Below are 13,958 nucleotides of genomic sequence, written 5' to 3' on the forward strand. Positions count from 1 at the left end.
CCCCCGCCCGGCTATAACGCGCCACTCTCGCGACAGGGCCCGGCCCCGCCGCGCACTCTATTTTTGACGACACCAGATTGGACCTAGACCCATGTTCGCAGTCATCCGCACCGGCGGCAAGCAATACCGCGTCACCCCGGACGCCGTATTAAAAGTTGAGAAGCTCGAGGCGGAAGCTGGCAGCACCGTCACCTTCACGGATGTTCTGGCCGTAGGCGGCGAGGGTGCGTTGAAGCTTGGCGCCCCGAACCTGGCTGGCGCCTCCGTCACCGCGACTGTCATCGCCCAAGACCGTCTGGCCAAAGTCATCATCTTCAAAAAGCGCCGCCGGCAGAACAGCCGCCGCAAGAACGGCCACCGCCAGTGCGTCACCGTTCTGCGCGTCTCCGCCATTAACGCGGCTTAAGGAGCACTCAAATGGCACATAAAAAAGCAGGCGGCTCATCGCGTAACGGCCGCGATACCGCGGGCCGCCGCCTTGGCGTCAAAAAATCCGGCGGGCAGGACGTGGTTGCCGGCAACATCATCATCCGCCAGCGCGGCACCAAGGTGAAGCCTGGCATCAATGTTGGTCTCGGCCGCGATCATACGATCTTTGCCCTCGCTGATGGCAAAGTCCTGTTCGAGCGCAAATCCGATGACCGCGTGCATGTATCCGTGACTCCGGTTAAACTCGCCGCCGAATAATCCGGCCGCGCAATCCTTCGAAGAAGGCCGGCACCAGCCGGCCTTTTTTGTTTTAGCAGATCGAAAAAATGAAATTCCTCGACCAGGCGAAAATCTACCTCAAATCCGGCGACGGCGGTGACGGCGTCACAGCCTTCCGGCGCGAGAAATTCATCCAGCTCGGCGGCCCTGACGGCGGTGACGGCGGCCGTGGCGGCGACATCGTGTTCGAGGCGGTCGAGAACCTCAACACCCTGATCGACTTCCGCTACACCCAGCATTTCCGCGCCCGCAAGGGCGGCAACGGCTCCGGCGCGGACCGTACCGGCGCCGGCGCGCCCACCCTGCGCATCAAAGTCCCCATCGGCACGCAAATTTTCGCCGATGACAAGGAGACCCTCCTGGCGGACATGGACGCGCCCGGCAAAACCATCACCCTGCTGCGCGGCGGCGACGGCGGCTTCGGCAACGCGCGCTTCAAAACCTCCACCAACCGCGCGCCCCGCCGCGCCGACAAAGGCTGGCCCGGCGAGGAACGCTGGGTCTGGCTGCGCCTCAAACTCATCGCCGATGTCGGTCTCGTCGGCCAGCCCAACGCCGGCAAATCCACCTTTCTCTCCGTGGTCTCCGGCGCGCACCCCAAAATCGCTGACTATCCCTTCACCACCCTGCACCCGCAGCTTGGCGTCGTGCGCCTTTCCATGTCCGAGGAATTCGTCATCGCTGACATCCCCGGCCTCATCGAGGGCGCGCACGAAGGCACCGGCCTTGGCACCCGCTTCCTCGGCCATGTCGAGCGCTGCGCCGTGCTGGTCCACCTCATCGATGGCGCCGCCGGCAATTGTGTCGACGCCTGGCGCACCGTGCGCCACGAACTCGCCGAATACGGCGGCGGCCTCGCGGAAAAGCCCGAAATCATCGTCCTCAACAAGGCTGACGCCATGTCGCCCCGCGAAATCTCCTCGCGCCGCGCCGCCCTCGCCAAGGCATCGGGCGCCACCGTCATGGTCGCCTCCGGGGTCTCCGGCCAGGGCATCCCCGAGGTGCTGCGCGCCCTGCAAAACATCATCACGGAATCACGAAAAAAATGATCCCATCGCTGACCGCCGCCCGCCGCATCGTGGTGAAAATCGGCAGCGCCCTCATCGTCGACCCCTCAACCGCCGCCCCGCGCACCAACTGGCTCAACAGCGTCACGGCCGACATTGCTGCCCTCGCCGCCCGTGGCGCTGAAGTTATCGTCGTCTCATCAGGCGCCATCTCGCTCGCCCGGCAAAAACTCAACCTCACCGCGCCCAAGCTCCGCCTTGAGGAAAAACAAGCCGCCGCCGCTGTCGGCCAGATCCGCCTCGCCCAAGCCTGGTCGGACTCCCTTTCGGCCCAAAACCTCACCGCCGCCCAGCTCCTGCTCACCTTGGAAGACACCGAGGACCGCCGCCGCTACCTCAACGCGCGCGCCACCCTCAGCACCCTCCTCGCCCTGCGCTGCATCCCCGTCATCAACGAGAACGACACCGTCGCCACCGCCGAAATCCGCTTCGGCGACAACGACCGTCTGGCCGCCCGCGTGGCTGAAATGGTCCAGGCAGACATCCTCATCCTCCTCTCCGATATTGACGGCCTCTACACCGCCGACCCGCGCAAAAACCCCGCCGCCGCCCACATCCCCGTGGTCGAGGTCATCACCCCTGAAATTGACGCCTGCGGCGGCGAACCCCCGCCCGGCTATTCCTCCGGCGGCATGCGCACCAAGCTGGCCGCCGCCCACATCGCCACGCAATCGGGCGTCGCCATGGCCATCGCCTTGGGCAACCCGCAGCACCCGCTCGCCGCCGTCGAATCCGGCGCCAAATGCACCTGGTTCCTCCCCGCGCCTGAAGGCCGGGGCGCGCGCAAAAACTGGATCGCCGGCCACCTCGCCCCGCAAGGCACGCTGGTGATCGACGACGGCGCCGCCCGCGCCCTGCGCAAAGGCTCCTCCCTGCTCCCCGCCGGAATCAAAACCGTCACCGGCTCCTTCGAGCGCGGCGACCCCGTGGAAATCCTTGATGCAACCGGCACCCGCATCGCCCGCGGCCTCGCCGCCTATTCCAGCACTGACTCCCAAACCCTGGCCGGCCACCGCTCCGAGGATTTCGAAGCCCTCCTGGGCTTTCGCGGCCGCGACGAGGCGGTGCATCGCGACGATCTGGTGTTGTTCTAAGGGGCTTCGCCCCTAACCCCAGCAGGGGGTTCCACCCCCTGCACCCCTGGCCGGGCCTGATGCCCGGACCCCATTAATTTAGGCTGTAGCCCAACAAAATCCGTCACCCCGGTTAAAAACCGGCATCTTCCTATCATTTTTCTGTTCAACACTTTTTTGGTCAAGAACAAAATATGAACTTGACAGCTCGACTCGAGTTCCTATATCGAATTCATCGTAGACACCCCCCAATGATGTTCGCCGCAATGTTGCGTCGCACATCATTGGGGCAAATTCTGGGATCGGAGTAATTAGTCTATGCCCAGAAATGAAAATGATACAGGAATGAGTAATGTCGTGGCCCTAAAAGCCATGAAAATACGGTGGATTTGATGCCTAATCACTCACCTTTAGCGATTGCGAATGAATTTCTAAAACGGCATAGCGGGACCGCAATCCCGGCCCAGATGCAGTTGCAAAAGCTTGTCTATATTGCCCATGGGTGGAACCTCGCCATAAACGGAGAACCCTTAGTCTCGGAAATGCCACAGGCATGGGATAACGGTCCCGTTTTTCGTAAAATTTGGAATCACATCCGGGATTTTGGCTTTGGATCTAAGACTAAGCTTTTAGAAGACCCGATTAATAATAAGCCCATCGAAGAAATACTCTCTGCGGAAGAGAGTGGTATTATCGACCATGTTTGGAATAAATACGGTCGATATAGTGGTTTAGAGTTATCCCGCATGACCCACGAGCAGAATACCCCGTGGACAAACACATATTTTACCCGGGGGCAAAACGCTTCGATCCCCAACGATGAAATTAGAGACCATTACATTCAGCTAGCAATGGCGGGCCGTGCAAGAGCCTGAACCTAAAATTTCTCTCGGCGACATTGATACCGCCCCGGTTACTTTCGGGGCTCCCCAAACGGAGAGCCCCGAACAGAACTATCCGGCTTTGTGGAGCAAATTTACGCAGGTTTCCGAAGAAAAAATCCAGTTGCAGGCCGAAGTAGAATCTTTACGACGGATTAATGCCACAAACGAAATTTTGAATGATTTGATAAAACCTTATGCTTTGAGAACCTTCGTGTTTATGTGTTCTTATTGTGGTTTTGTCGCCCTTGTTTTGGTCATTGGGCTTTGTGGTCACCTGTTACCGACAAGTGTTTTGCAAATTCTTGTAGGCAGTACGGCTGTAACTGTAATTGGGCTTGTCGGAATGGTCCTTTCAGGTATCTTTGTTGGGGCTCGGCAGAGACTCTAACCCCCGCCCTTGGTTGAACAATCCCCCGATCCGCGCTACACCCCGCCCGCCGGCACCCCTGGAGGCCGGCTTTTGTTGTTTATAGGAGCGTAAAACATGGCCAATTTCGAAACCATCGAAGCTGAGTCGCGTTCGCGTGCCGGCAAGGGGGTGGCGCGGGCGACGAGGCGTGCAGGTAAAGTACCTGCGGTAATTTACGGCGCGAAACAGGAACCCTCCCTGATCGCCCTCGACCCGCGCATCGTCATGCGCGAACTCAAGCGCGGCGGCTGGCGCTCGCGCCTGTATGAAATCACCCTGGATGGCCAGAACGTGCGCGCCCTGATGCGCGACGTGCAGTTCCACCCGGTCACCGATGCCCCCGAGCATGTGGATTTTCAGCGCCTCGCCTCGGGTGAGCGCGTGCGCGTCGGCGTGCATGTGGTCTTCCTGAACGAAGGCATCAGCCCCGGCATCAAGCGCGGCGGCGTGCTCAACGTCGTGCGCCACACCGTTGAAGTCGCCTGCGACCCAGACAACATCCCCGAGAAGTTCGAGGTTGATCTGGGCCCGCTGGAAATCAACGACACCATCCGCTGGCACAACCTCATCGGCGTGGGCGACGCTCGCCCGGTCATCACTGACCGTGACTTCGTCATCGCCACCATCGCCGCGCCGACCGTCTCGGCAGAGCAGCTGGCCGAAGACGCCGCCAAGGCAGCCGCCGCGGCAGCCGCTCCCGCCAAGGGCAAGGGTGGCAAGGCCGCTCCCAAGGCAGCCGCCGCGCCCGCCGCGCCCGCCAAAAAGAAGTAATTCTTTCCCCGCGCCATGTTTCTTTGGGTCGGTCTCGGCAACCCAGAGCCAGCCATGGCGCGGCAGCGGCACAACATCGGCTTCATGGCCCTCGATGTCATCGCGCGCCGCCATGGTTTCTCAGCCTGGCGGCAACGCTTTAAGGGCCTGGTGTGTGAGGGCGTGATCGGCGGGCATAAAATCCTGGCGCTCAAACCGATGACCTACATGAACCTCTCCGGTGAATCCGTGCAGGCCGCCGCCTCGTTCTTCAAAATCGCCCCCGCCGGCATCACCGTCTTCCATGACGATCTGGACCTCGCCCCCGGCAAGATCCGGGTGAAAAAAGGTGGCGGCGCCGCCGGCCACAACGGGTTGCGCAGCATGGACCAACACCTGGGCACCCCGGACTACTGGCGCGTGCGCCTGGGCATCGGCCATCCGGGGGACAAGCACCGCGTCACCGGCCACGTCCTGGGCGATTTCGCCAAACCTGACCTTGACTGGCTGCTGCCAACGCTCGACGCGGTGGCCGATGCAGCCGCCCTCCTGGCCGCGCAAAAGCCGGAAGACTACATGACCCGCCTCGCACTACTCACCAAGGACCAGAAAAATGGGCTTTAACTGCGGTATCGTCGGCCTGCCGAATGTCGGCAAATCGACCCTCTTCAACGCGCTCACCGCCACAGTGGCAGCCCAGGCCGCCAACTACCCCTTCTGCACCATCGAGCCCAACACCGGCCGCGTCGCCGTGCCCGATAAACGCATGGACGCCCTGGCCATCATCGGCAAATCCATCAAGGTGGTCCCCACCAGCCTGGAATTCGTAGACATCGCCGGGCTGGTCCGCGGCGCCTCCAAGGGCGAGGGCCTCGGCAACCAGTTCCTCGCCAATATCCGCGAAGTCGACGCCATCGTGCATGTGCTGCGCTGCTTCGAGGACGACGACGTGACCCATGTCGAAGGCAGCGTCGACCCTATCCGCGATGCCGAAACCGTTGAGACCGAGCTGATGCTGGCCGATCTCGACTCCCTCTCCAAGCGCCTGCCCGCCATTCAGAAACGCGCCAAGAACGACCGCCAGGCCGCCATTGATGCCGCCCTCATGGAGCCAATTCTCGCCGCCCTCGAACAAGGCAAACCCGCCCGCACCGCCATCACGCCCGAAACCGCCGAGGACGCCAAGCGCCTCAACCTGCTCACCGCCAAGCCGGTGCTCTATGTCTGCAATGTCGAGGAAGCCTCGGCCGCCACCGGCAACGCGCAATCCGCCCGCGTCGCCGAGATGGCAAAATCCGTCGGCGCGCTCAGCGTCGTCGTCTCCGCCGCCATCGAATCCGAAGTCGCCCAGTTGCCGGAAGAAGACCGCGCCTCCTTCCTGGCTGATCTCGGCCTGGAAGACAGCGGGCTGGACCGCATCATCCGCGCCGGCTACGCGCTGCTCGGCCTCATCACCTATTTCACCGTCGGGCCGAAGGAAACCCGCGCCTGGACCATCACCAAAGGCACCAAGGCCCCCGGCGCCGCCGGCGTCATCCATGGCGATTTCGAGCGCGGCTTCATCGCCTGCGAAACCACCGCTTATGAAGACTACATCGCCTACAAAGGCGAAGCCGGCGCCCGCGAGGCCGGAAAACTCCGCATCGAAGGCCGCGACTACGTGGTGAAAGACGGCGACGTGCTGCTCTTCCGCTTCAACGTCTGAACCCTCACGCTAACCACGCCCTCTTCGGCATGCCGCCCCAGTAGCCTGCTTATCCCTTCCGCCCGCTGCAAAACGCAGCAGGCTTCAGGGGCAGGACACTACCGCCCGAACGCCGCCGAAATCTGCTCCAACACGCTCGCATCCTCGATCGTCCCCGGCACGCTCACCACCTCGCCATTGGCGATCTTACGGATCGTCGCCCGCAAAATCTTGCCCGAGCGCGTTTTCGGCAGCCTTTGCACCACCATCACATCGCGAAACGCCGCCACCGGGCCGATCTTCTCGCGCACCAGCGCGATCAGCTCTTTCTCGATCACCGCGGCCTCCCGCTCAGAGCCCGCCTTCAGCACCACCAGCCCGTAGGGGATCTCCCCCTTCAGCGCATCCGCCTTGGCGATCACCGCGCATTCCGCGACATCCCGGTGCATCGCCAGCACCTCCTCCATCGCCCCGGTGGAGAGCCGGTGCCCGGCGACGTTGATGATATCATCCGTCCGCCCCATCACCCACACATCGCCATCCGCATCCACCATCCCGGCATCCCCGGTCTTGTACCAGCCCGGAAACGCGGTGAGGTACGCCGCCCGATACCCATCGTCATTTTGCCACAGCGTCGGCCCGCAGCCCGGCGGCATCGGCAGGCGGATGCATAAATTCCCCGTGCTCCCCGCCGCCACCGGCTCGCCGGTCTCATCCAGCGGCGCAATATCATACCCCGGCGACGGCCGCCCGCCTGAACCCGGCTTGAACGGCGTCAGCCCCAGGCCCAAAAACCGCGCCGTAATCGGCCATCCCGTCTCCGTCTGCCAGTAATTATCAATCACCGGCTTGCCCAGCAGCGCCTCAATCCACATCGCCGTCGGCGGATCGCACCGCTCCCCCGCCAGAAACAACGCCCGCATCCCTGAGAGATCATATTTGGGAATAAACGTCCCCTCCGGGTCCTGCTGCTTGATCGCCCGCAGCGCCGTCGGCGCGGTGAACAACACCTTCGCCTTATGCTGCGCGGCCACGCGCCAGAACGCCCCGGCATCCGGCGTCCCGGTCGGCTTGCCCTCATACATGATCGTGGCCGCCCCCGCGAGCAGCGGCGCATACACCAGATACGAATGCCCAACGGCCCAGCCCACATCCGCCGCCGCCCAGATCACCTCGCCCGGCCCCACGTCGAAAATAATTTTCATGCTCTGCGCCAGCGCCACCGCATGCCCGCCGTTGTCGCGCACCACACCCTTCGGCCGCCCGGTCGTGCCGGAGGTGTAGAGGATATACAGCGGATGCGCCCCCTCCACGCTCACCGGCCCATGCGGCGCCGCGGCCCGCTCGGCCTCCATAAAATCAAAATCCCGCCCGGGCACCAGCTCGGCGCGGCCCGCCGCGCGCTGAAATATCAAACACGCCGCCGGTTTATGCGCCGAGAGCGCCAGCGCCGCGTCCAGCATCGGCTTGTAGGCCACAACCCGCCCCGGCTCCAACCCGCAGGAGCCCGCGATCACCACTTTCGGCGCCGCATCGGTAATGCGCGCGGCCAGCTCCGGCGCCGCAAACCCGCCAAACACCATGGAGTGGATCGCCCCCAGCCGCGCACAGGCGAGCATGGCAAACACCGCCTCGGGCACCATCGGCATATACACAACAACCCGGTCACCCTTGGCGACCCCAAGCGCCGCCAGCGCCCCGGCGATTTTCTCAACCCGCCCCAGCGCCTGCGCGTAGGTAATATGTTCAACCCGCCCCTCCATGGGCGAATCCCAGATCAGCGCGATATTCCCGCCACGCCCGGCCGCCACATGGCGATCCAGGCAATTATACGATGTATTTAGCCACGCATCGGGAAACCAGGTGCCATAAGGCCCTCTCGCGCCATCAAATATCCGCTCCGGCGCCTTGTCCCAGTCAATCAGCGCCGCCGCCTGCGCCCAATAGGCTTGCGGTGCGTCCCGCCATTGCGCGTACAGCCTGGGATAATCGCTCATTTTTCTTCTTTCTTGAAAATCGGGTCTGGGGGTGGCGAACCACCCCCAGGATCACAAATCTCAGGAACGCGCCCCAACCGGCAGCACGCTCCGGCCATGCGTCTCGTTGATGATATCGGCAGCACCCAGGTAGAATGCCAGCAGCGCGGTGATCAGCCCGCCATACCCGCCCAGCGTGGTCAGTTCCGCATTGCCGGTGAGCGGCGCCAGCCCGAGCAGGAAGAACGTCAGCCACAGCGCCAGGAAAATCAGGAACAGCGCGCGGTTGAGCGCGAACGTGCCGATCCACATCGCGAAGGTGAACGCGCCCCACACAATCAGATACCAGCCAACAGCCGCCCCCGGCACGCCGGCGCCAAAGAATTTCGCGAACAGCGCGAAGCTCCACCAGAACGCGCCATAAGAGCAGAACGCAACGAAACCGAACGTATTACCCTTGGCCATTTCCATCAGCCCGGCACAAAACTGCGCCGTCCCGCCGAAGGCAAACGCCATCGCCAGCACGAGGGGAACGGACGTTCCGGGCAAAAACCCGGCATTGACCAGGCTGAGCAGCCAGGTGGTGAGCGCAAATCCAAACAATCCGAGCGGTGCGGGGTTGGCAAGTTTCATTGTGTTTCTCTCCGGTGGTTTTTTTATCGGTCAGGCACACAGCGCCGCGCCACCTCGTTGTTGGGCCACGCCGCGCTGCTGGTTAAATTTATTACAGATTTTCGGAATTCCGCAAAGCCATACCCTGGCTGTCCCGTTTTGCAACAGAATCTTTTACAAAACCACCGGCGCCGTCGCGCCATCCACCGTCAGGTTCACACCGCTGATATATCCCGCCCGCGCCGACGCCAAAAACACCACCGTATCGGCAATCTCCTCCGGCCGCGCCAGCCGCCCCACGGGAATCCCCGCCAGCATCTGCCGCTGCGCCTCCTCGAAACTCACCCCAGCCCCGCGCGCCGCCGCCCTAATCCCCTCGGCAACACGCTCGGTCCCGGTCCCCGCCGGGTTCACGCCCACCACCCGCACGCCGCGCGCCGCATAGGCGCCGGCCAGCCCGGCGGTCGCCAGCATCAGCGCGGCATTGGCCGCCCCACCCGCGACATGGATAGGATTAGGCACCTTCCCGCCATTGCCGATCACATTCACAATCACCCCAGCCCCGCGCGCCGCCATGCGCTTAATCACCGGGTCGATCACATGAATATACGAAAAATACTTGGCATCCATCGCCGCCCGCCAGGCCGCCGGGGTCAACTCGTCCACCGGCGCCCGCTTCGCCGCCCCGGCGCTGTTCACCAGCACATCAACCGGCCCCACCGCCTCTTCCACCCGCGCCACCAGCACGGCGGCCGCCGCCGCATCGGTCAAATCCACGGCAAATCCCACCGCGCCGGGCAATTCGCGCAACGCCGCGTCAATATTCCCCTGCCCGCGCGAGCATATCACCACCCGCGCCCCCTCGGCCGCGAAGCCGCGCGCACAGGCAAGGCCAATCCCTTTGGACCCGCCGGTTACAAGAACAACCTTGCCCCCAAGCCCAAGCTCCACGGCTCAGGCGCCGGTAACGGCGGGCTCGCTCAGCAAAATCGTCTGCAACGCCGCCACCAAATCGTCCATCATGGCATCGGTATGCTTGGGTCCCGGCGTAAAGCGCAACCGCTCCGTCCCCCGCGCCACGGTGGGGTAGTTAATCGGCGTCGCATACATCCCGAACTCGCGGATCAACCGCATCGAAACCATCGTCGCCTTCGCCGCATCACCGATCATCAGCGGCACGATATGGCTGGAACTCGCCATCACCGGCAGCCCCGCCGCGCGGAACTTCGCCTTCAGCGTCTCCGCCCGGTCAAACAACAAGGCCCGGCGCGCGGAATCCGCCTTCAGCGTCCGCACCGAGGCCAGCGCCGCCGCAACCGTGGGCGGCGGCAGCGCGGTAGTGAAAATGAACCCCGCCGCCACCGAGCGGATATAATCCAGCACCTTGAAATCGCCGGTCACATACCCGCCGTGGCAGCCAAACCCCTTGGCCAGCGTACCCTCGATAATCGTAATCCGGTGCGCCACCCCGTCGCGCTCCGAAACCCCGCCGCCATGCGCGCCATACATGCCCACCGCATGCACCTCGTCGAGATACGTCAGCGCGTTAAATTTATCCGCCAGATCGCATATCTCCTTCAGCGGCGCGATATCGCCATCCATCGAATACACGCTCTCGAACGCGATCAGCTTGGGCGCATCCGCCGGCGCCGCCGCCAGCAACCGCTCCAGATCCGCCATGTCGTTATGCTTGAACACATGCACGCTGGCCTTGCGCCCGTCCTTTATCCCCACAATCATCGAATTATGGTTCTGCGCGTCGGAGAACACATGCCAGTCCGGCAGCGCGTTCAGCATCGCGCCCAGCGTCGCCTGGTTCGAGACATAGCCGGAGGTGAACAGCAGCGCTGCATCCTTGCCGTGCAAATCCGCCAGCTCTTCCTCCAGCGCCACATGCAGCGGCGATGAGCCCGCGATGTTGCGCGTCCCCCCGGCACCGGCGCCCATCCGCCTTGCGGCATCAATCGACGCCTCGATCACCACCGGGTCCGTCCCCATGGCCAGATAATCATTGGACGACCACACGAGAATATCGCGCGTCCGCCCCTCCATGGTCACTGAATAATAAGGAAACCTGTCCGCCAGCTTCTCCAGCGCCACAAAGCGCCGGTAGCGCCCCTGAGCTGAGATCTCGTTGAGCGCTTCATCACATTTGACAAGAAACTTATGCATGACCAGCCATTACCTGAAATCCGCGCGCAGAAAAGACCCTAAGCCGCGCCCGAGTCAATGACACGCCCGCAACCCAGCTGCCGCCAAATTCTCACCCCGCCCCCAGGGCGGCGGCAAAAAGCGGCTGCTCAGACGCCGCCCGCCACATAGGTCCGCAGCGTCTCCACCTCGTATTTCTGGTGATCGATCCGCGCCTTCACCACATCGCCGATGCTCACCAGCCCAATCAGCCCGCCATCCTCCAGCACCGGCAGATGCCGGAACCGCCCGTTGGTCATCAGCTCCATCGCCTCCTCCACCGTGGTCGCCCGCGAGGCGGTGGCCGGGTTGGGTGTCATCAACTCCGCCGCGGTCAGATACAACGTCGCAGCGGCGCGCACCGAGAGGCTGCGCACAACATCGCGCTCGCTCAATATGCCGACCAGATCATCCTGCGGCCCCACCACCAGCACCGCGCCAATATGCTTCTCCGCCAGCACGGCAATCACATCGCTAATCCGCATATCCGGCGGCACAGCAATATATCCAGCCGGCTTATTGGCCAAAATAGCCTGTAAAATCATGGCGTCACCTCCTGTTTTCCGAGCAGTATGAAAGTATTCGCCCCCCTGAGCAAACCCTAATTTATCCCGCCAGCGGCCCGTATAACGCCGGCCGGCGGTCTGCCAGCAGCGGATCCGCCCGCCGCACGGCGGCATGGTGCGCCGGCACCACCTCCGCCAGCAACATCTCCTCACCCGTGCCCGCCAGCGCCAGCACCTTGCCATCCGGCCCGCAAATGCTGGAAAGCCCGATATAGCTCAGCCCGTCATCCTGCCCGCTATGGTTGGCATAAGCCACATACACCTGGTTCTCATACGCGCGCGCCGGAATCACATGCCGCGCCACCTGGTCATACGGCTCCATCGAGGCCGTCGGCACCAGTATGATATCCGCCCCCGCCAGCGCCAGCCGCCGCGCCGGCTCAGGGAACTCGATGTCATAGCAGATCAGCAGGCCAACCGTGTACCCGCCCAGCCTGGCCACCGGAAACTGCGCGCCCACCTCCTTGAACATCGCCCGGTCCAGCTCACCGAACAGATGCGTCTTGCGGTAGTTAAGCAAAATCTCCCCATCCGGGCCAATCAGCACAACCGCGTTCGCCACCCGCTCGCCCACCAGCTCCGGGTAGCCGAACGCCAGGGCAATGCCCTGCTCCTTCGCGAACCGCCGCGCCGGCGCCAGCCCCGCCGCCGTCAGCGCATACCGGCGCGCATTCTCCGGCCCTATATTATAGCCCGAGAGATACATCTCCGGCAGCAGCAGCACATCCGCACCCCGCGCCTTGGCCTCCGCCGCCTTGCGTTCCATGAGCGCAAACGCGGCTGGTGGATCATTAACGGCCCCAGGGCCTTGGTAGAGGGCAATTTTCATGCCGCCAGTCTAAGCCGTTTCCGCCAATCCTGAAACCATTGTTTTCACTCCCCCCAGCTTGACGTTGCGGACCAAAACCCTCATGTAACGGCTCAGGCCATTCGCGCCGCCGCGGCTGTATTCAGCCTGCAAACATCCCTGCCGCCCCCTTTGCGCCAGCATCCGCTTGGCGCGCACTCCCGATCGGACCACCCATGCATCTAGCCGAACTCAAGGCCAAATCGCCGACAGACCTCCTCAACCTCGCGGAAGAGCTGGAAGTCGAGAACGCCTCCTCCCTGCGCAAGCAGGACATGATGTTCGCCATCCTCAAGGCCTTCGCTGAAAATGACCAGGTCATCCGCGGCGACGGCACGCTCGAAATCCTTCCCGACGGTTTTGGCTTCCTGCGTAACCCGGAGGCCAACTACCTCCCCGGCCCGGAAGACATCTACGTCTCCCCCGCCCAGGTCCGCCGCTTCTCCTTGCGCACCGGCGACACGGTGGACGGCGAAATCAAGGCCCCCAAGGAGGGTGAGCGCTACTTCGCCCTCGCCAAGGTTGACAAAATCAACTTTGAATCGCCCGACGCGGTCAAGCACCGCATCAATTTTGATAATCTCACGCCGCTCTACCCCACCTCGCGCCTGAAAATGGAGGTCGAGCTCACCGAGCCCACCGCCAAAGGCTCGGTGAAGGACAACACCTCCCGCGTCATCGACCTCATCGCCCCCATCGGCAAAGGCCAGCGCGCCCTCGTGGTCGCCCCGCCGCGCACCGGCAAAACCGTGATGCTGCAAAACATCGCGGCGGCGATCTCGGCCAACCACCCGGAAGTCTTCCTCATCGTCCTGCTCATCGATGAACGCCCCGAGGAAGTTACCGACATGTCGCGCTCCGTGAAGGGCGAGGTCGTCGCCTCCACCTTTGATGAACCCGCCACCCGCCACGTCCAGGTCACCGAAATGGTGCTGGAAAAAGCCAAGCGCCTGGTCGAACATAAGCGCGATGTCGTCATTTTGCTGGACTCCATCACCCGCCTCGCCCGCGCCTACAACACCGTCGTCCCCTCCTCGGGCAAGGTGCTCACCGGCGGCGTTGACGCCAACGCCCTGCAGCGCCCCAAGCGCTTCTTCGGCGCCGCGCGCAACATCGAGGAAGGCGGCTCGCTGACCATCATCGCCACGGCGCTGATCGACACCGGCTCGCGCATGGACGAAGTCATCTTCGA

16 protein-coding genes are annotated in these 13,958 nt (G+C 63.2%); 10 read left to right on the forward strand and 6 right to left on the reverse strand.

Going from position 1 to position 13,958, the window contains the following annotated elements:
- The first annotated feature begins 91 nt into the window (after nucleotides 1-91).
- The 9 genes from rplU (at nucleotide 92) to ychF (ending at nucleotide 6,596) form a co-directional block, all read left to right on the forward strand.
- On the forward strand, nucleotides 92-406 hold the full coding sequence (rplU, locus tag HKL97_RS08175; RefSeq protein WP_291424221.1) for a 50S ribosomal protein L21: 315 nt from the start codon (nucleotides 92-94) through the stop codon (nucleotides 404-406).
- 11 nt (nucleotides 407-417) lie between these two features.
- The gene (rpmA, locus tag HKL97_RS08180; protein ID WP_291424223.1) at nucleotides 418-687 is read left to right on the forward strand and encodes a 50S ribosomal protein L27; all 270 of its coding nucleotides are present in this window, start codon (nucleotides 418-420) and stop codon (nucleotides 685-687) included.
- A gap of 68 nt (nucleotides 688-755) precedes the next feature.
- Nucleotides 756-1,757 carry a GTPase ObgE gene (gene obgE / locus HKL97_RS08185; RefSeq protein ID WP_291424225.1) on the forward strand — a complete coding sequence of 334 codons (1,002 nt, stop codon included), beginning with the start codon at nucleotides 756-758 and terminating at the stop codon, nucleotides 1,755-1,757.
- Nucleotides 1,754-2,869, forward strand: coding sequence for a glutamate 5-kinase (gene proB / locus HKL97_RS08190; protein ID WP_291424227.1), 1,116 nt, complete (start codon nucleotides 1,754-1,756; stop codon nucleotides 2,867-2,869). The genes obgE and proB overlap by 4 nt, the downstream gene beginning before the upstream one ends.
- 371 nt (nucleotides 2,870-3,240) lie before the next feature.
- Nucleotides 3,241-3,723: a Panacea domain-containing protein gene (locus tag HKL97_RS08195; protein WP_291424251.1), complete on the forward strand. Its 483-nt coding sequence runs from the start codon at nucleotides 3,241-3,243 to the stop codon at nucleotides 3,721-3,723.
- Nucleotides 3,710-4,120: a hypothetical protein gene (locus HKL97_RS08200; RefSeq protein WP_291424229.1), complete on the forward strand. Its 411-nt coding sequence runs from the start codon at nucleotides 3,710-3,712 to the stop codon at nucleotides 4,118-4,120. Before HKL97_RS08195 ends, HKL97_RS08200 begins: the two co-directional genes overlap by 14 nt.
- Before the next feature lie 96 nt (nucleotides 4,121-4,216).
- Nucleotides 4,217-4,912: a 50S ribosomal protein L25/general stress protein Ctc gene (locus HKL97_RS08205; RefSeq protein ID WP_291424231.1), complete on the forward strand. Its 696-nt coding sequence runs from the start codon at nucleotides 4,217-4,219 to the stop codon at nucleotides 4,910-4,912.
- A gap of 15 nt (nucleotides 4,913-4,927) precedes the next feature.
- Nucleotides 4,928-5,515: an aminoacyl-tRNA hydrolase gene (pth, locus tag HKL97_RS08210; protein WP_291424233.1), complete on the forward strand. Its 588-nt coding sequence runs from the start codon at nucleotides 4,928-4,930 to the stop codon at nucleotides 5,513-5,515.
- Nucleotides 5,505-6,596 (forward strand): redox-regulated ATPase YchF, encoded by a 1,092-nt coding sequence (ychF, locus tag HKL97_RS08215; protein WP_291424235.1) that lies wholly within the window; start codon nucleotides 5,505-5,507, stop codon nucleotides 6,594-6,596. The genes pth and ychF overlap by 11 nt, the downstream gene beginning before the upstream one ends.
- Before the next feature lie 98 nt (nucleotides 6,597-6,694).
- On the opposite strand, the gene HKL97_RS08220 is transcribed toward ychF, so the two are convergent.
- The 6 genes from HKL97_RS08220 to HKL97_RS08245 form a co-directional block, all read right to left on the reverse strand.
- Complete coding sequence (locus HKL97_RS08220) at nucleotides 6,695-8,572, reverse strand: AMP-binding protein (protein ID WP_291424237.1); 1,878 nt, start codon at nucleotides 8,570-8,572, stop codon at nucleotides 6,695-6,697.
- A gap of 60 nt (nucleotides 8,573-8,632) precedes the next feature.
- Nucleotides 8,633-9,184, reverse strand: coding sequence for an acetate uptake transporter (locus tag HKL97_RS08225; RefSeq protein ID WP_291424239.1), 552 nt, complete (start codon nucleotides 9,182-9,184; stop codon nucleotides 8,633-8,635).
- Between the two features lie 153 nt (nucleotides 9,185-9,337).
- On the reverse strand, nucleotides 9,338-10,114 hold the full coding sequence (locus tag HKL97_RS08230; protein WP_291424241.1) for an SDR family NAD(P)-dependent oxidoreductase: 777 nt from the start codon (nucleotides 10,112-10,114) through the stop codon (nucleotides 9,338-9,340).
- Between the two features lie 3 nt (nucleotides 10,115-10,117).
- A complete protein-coding gene (gene hemA, locus HKL97_RS08235; RefSeq protein WP_291424243.1) occupies nucleotides 10,118-11,335 on the reverse strand; it encodes a 5-aminolevulinate synthase in 1,218 nt (405 codons plus the stop codon).
- 128 nt (nucleotides 11,336-11,463) lie between these two features.
- Nucleotides 11,464-11,898 carry a CBS domain-containing protein gene (locus HKL97_RS08240; RefSeq protein ID WP_291424245.1) on the reverse strand — a complete coding sequence of 145 codons (435 nt, stop codon included), beginning with the start codon at nucleotides 11,896-11,898 and terminating at the stop codon, nucleotides 11,464-11,466.
- 61 nt (nucleotides 11,899-11,959) lie between these two features.
- Nucleotides 11,960-12,748: a carbon-nitrogen hydrolase family protein gene (locus HKL97_RS08245; RefSeq protein WP_291424247.1), complete on the reverse strand. Its 789-nt coding sequence runs from the start codon at nucleotides 12,746-12,748 to the stop codon at nucleotides 11,960-11,962.
- Between the two features lie 194 nt (nucleotides 12,749-12,942).
- On the opposite strand from HKL97_RS08245, the gene rho reads away from it, so the two are divergent.
- Nucleotides 12,943-13,958, forward strand: a 1,016-nt coding sequence (gene rho / locus HKL97_RS08250) for a transcription termination factor Rho (protein WP_291424249.1), incomplete at its 3' end; no start/stop codon positions are given.

Source organism: Acidocella sp. (assembly GCF_013044125.1).
GTDB lineage: Bacteria > Pseudomonadota > Alphaproteobacteria > Acetobacterales > Acetobacteraceae > Acidocella.

Excerpts from the sequence above, each read along its gene's own strand:
- rplU (WP_291424221.1), top strand. The coding sequence starts at position 92 with ATGTTCGCAGTCATCCGCACCGGCGGCAAGCAATACCGCGTCACCCCG.
- rpmA (WP_291424223.1), top strand. The coding sequence starts at position 418 with ATGGCACATAAAAAAGCAGGCGGCTCATCGCGTAACGGCCGCGATACC.
- obgE (WP_291424225.1), top strand. The coding sequence starts at position 756 with ATGAAATTCCTCGACCAGGCGAAAATCTACCTCAAATCCGGCGACGGC.
- proB (WP_291424227.1), top strand. The coding sequence starts at position 1,754 with ATGATCCCATCGCTGACCGCCGCCCGCCGCATCGTGGTGAAAATCGGC.
- HKL97_RS08195 (WP_291424251.1), top strand. The coding sequence starts at position 3,241 with ATGCCTAATCACTCACCTTTAGCGATTGCGAATGAATTTCTAAAACGG.
- HKL97_RS08205 (WP_291424231.1), top strand. The coding sequence starts at position 4,217 with ATGGCCAATTTCGAAACCATCGAAGCTGAGTCGCGTTCGCGTGCCGGC.
- pth (WP_291424233.1), top strand. The coding sequence starts at position 4,928 with ATGTTTCTTTGGGTCGGTCTCGGCAACCCAGAGCCAGCCATGGCGCGG.
- ychF (WP_291424235.1), top strand. The coding sequence starts at position 5,505 with ATGGGCTTTAACTGCGGTATCGTCGGCCTGCCGAATGTCGGCAAATCG.
- HKL97_RS08220 (WP_291424237.1), bottom strand. The coding sequence starts at position 8,572 with ATGAGCGATTATCCCAGGCTGTACGCGCAATGGCGGGACGCACCGCAA.
- HKL97_RS08225 (WP_291424239.1), bottom strand. The coding sequence starts at position 9,184 with ATGAAACTTGCCAACCCCGCACCGCTCGGATTGTTTGGATTTGCGCTC.
- hemA (WP_291424243.1), bottom strand. The coding sequence starts at position 11,335 with ATGCATAAGTTTCTTGTCAAATGTGATGAAGCGCTCAACGAGATCTCA.
- HKL97_RS08240 (WP_291424245.1), bottom strand. The coding sequence starts at position 11,898 with ATGATTTTACAGGCTATTTTGGCCAATAAGCCGGCTGGATATATTGCT.
- HKL97_RS08245 (WP_291424247.1), bottom strand. The coding sequence starts at position 12,748 with ATGAAAATTGCCCTCTACCAAGGCCCTGGGGCCGTTAATGATCCACCA.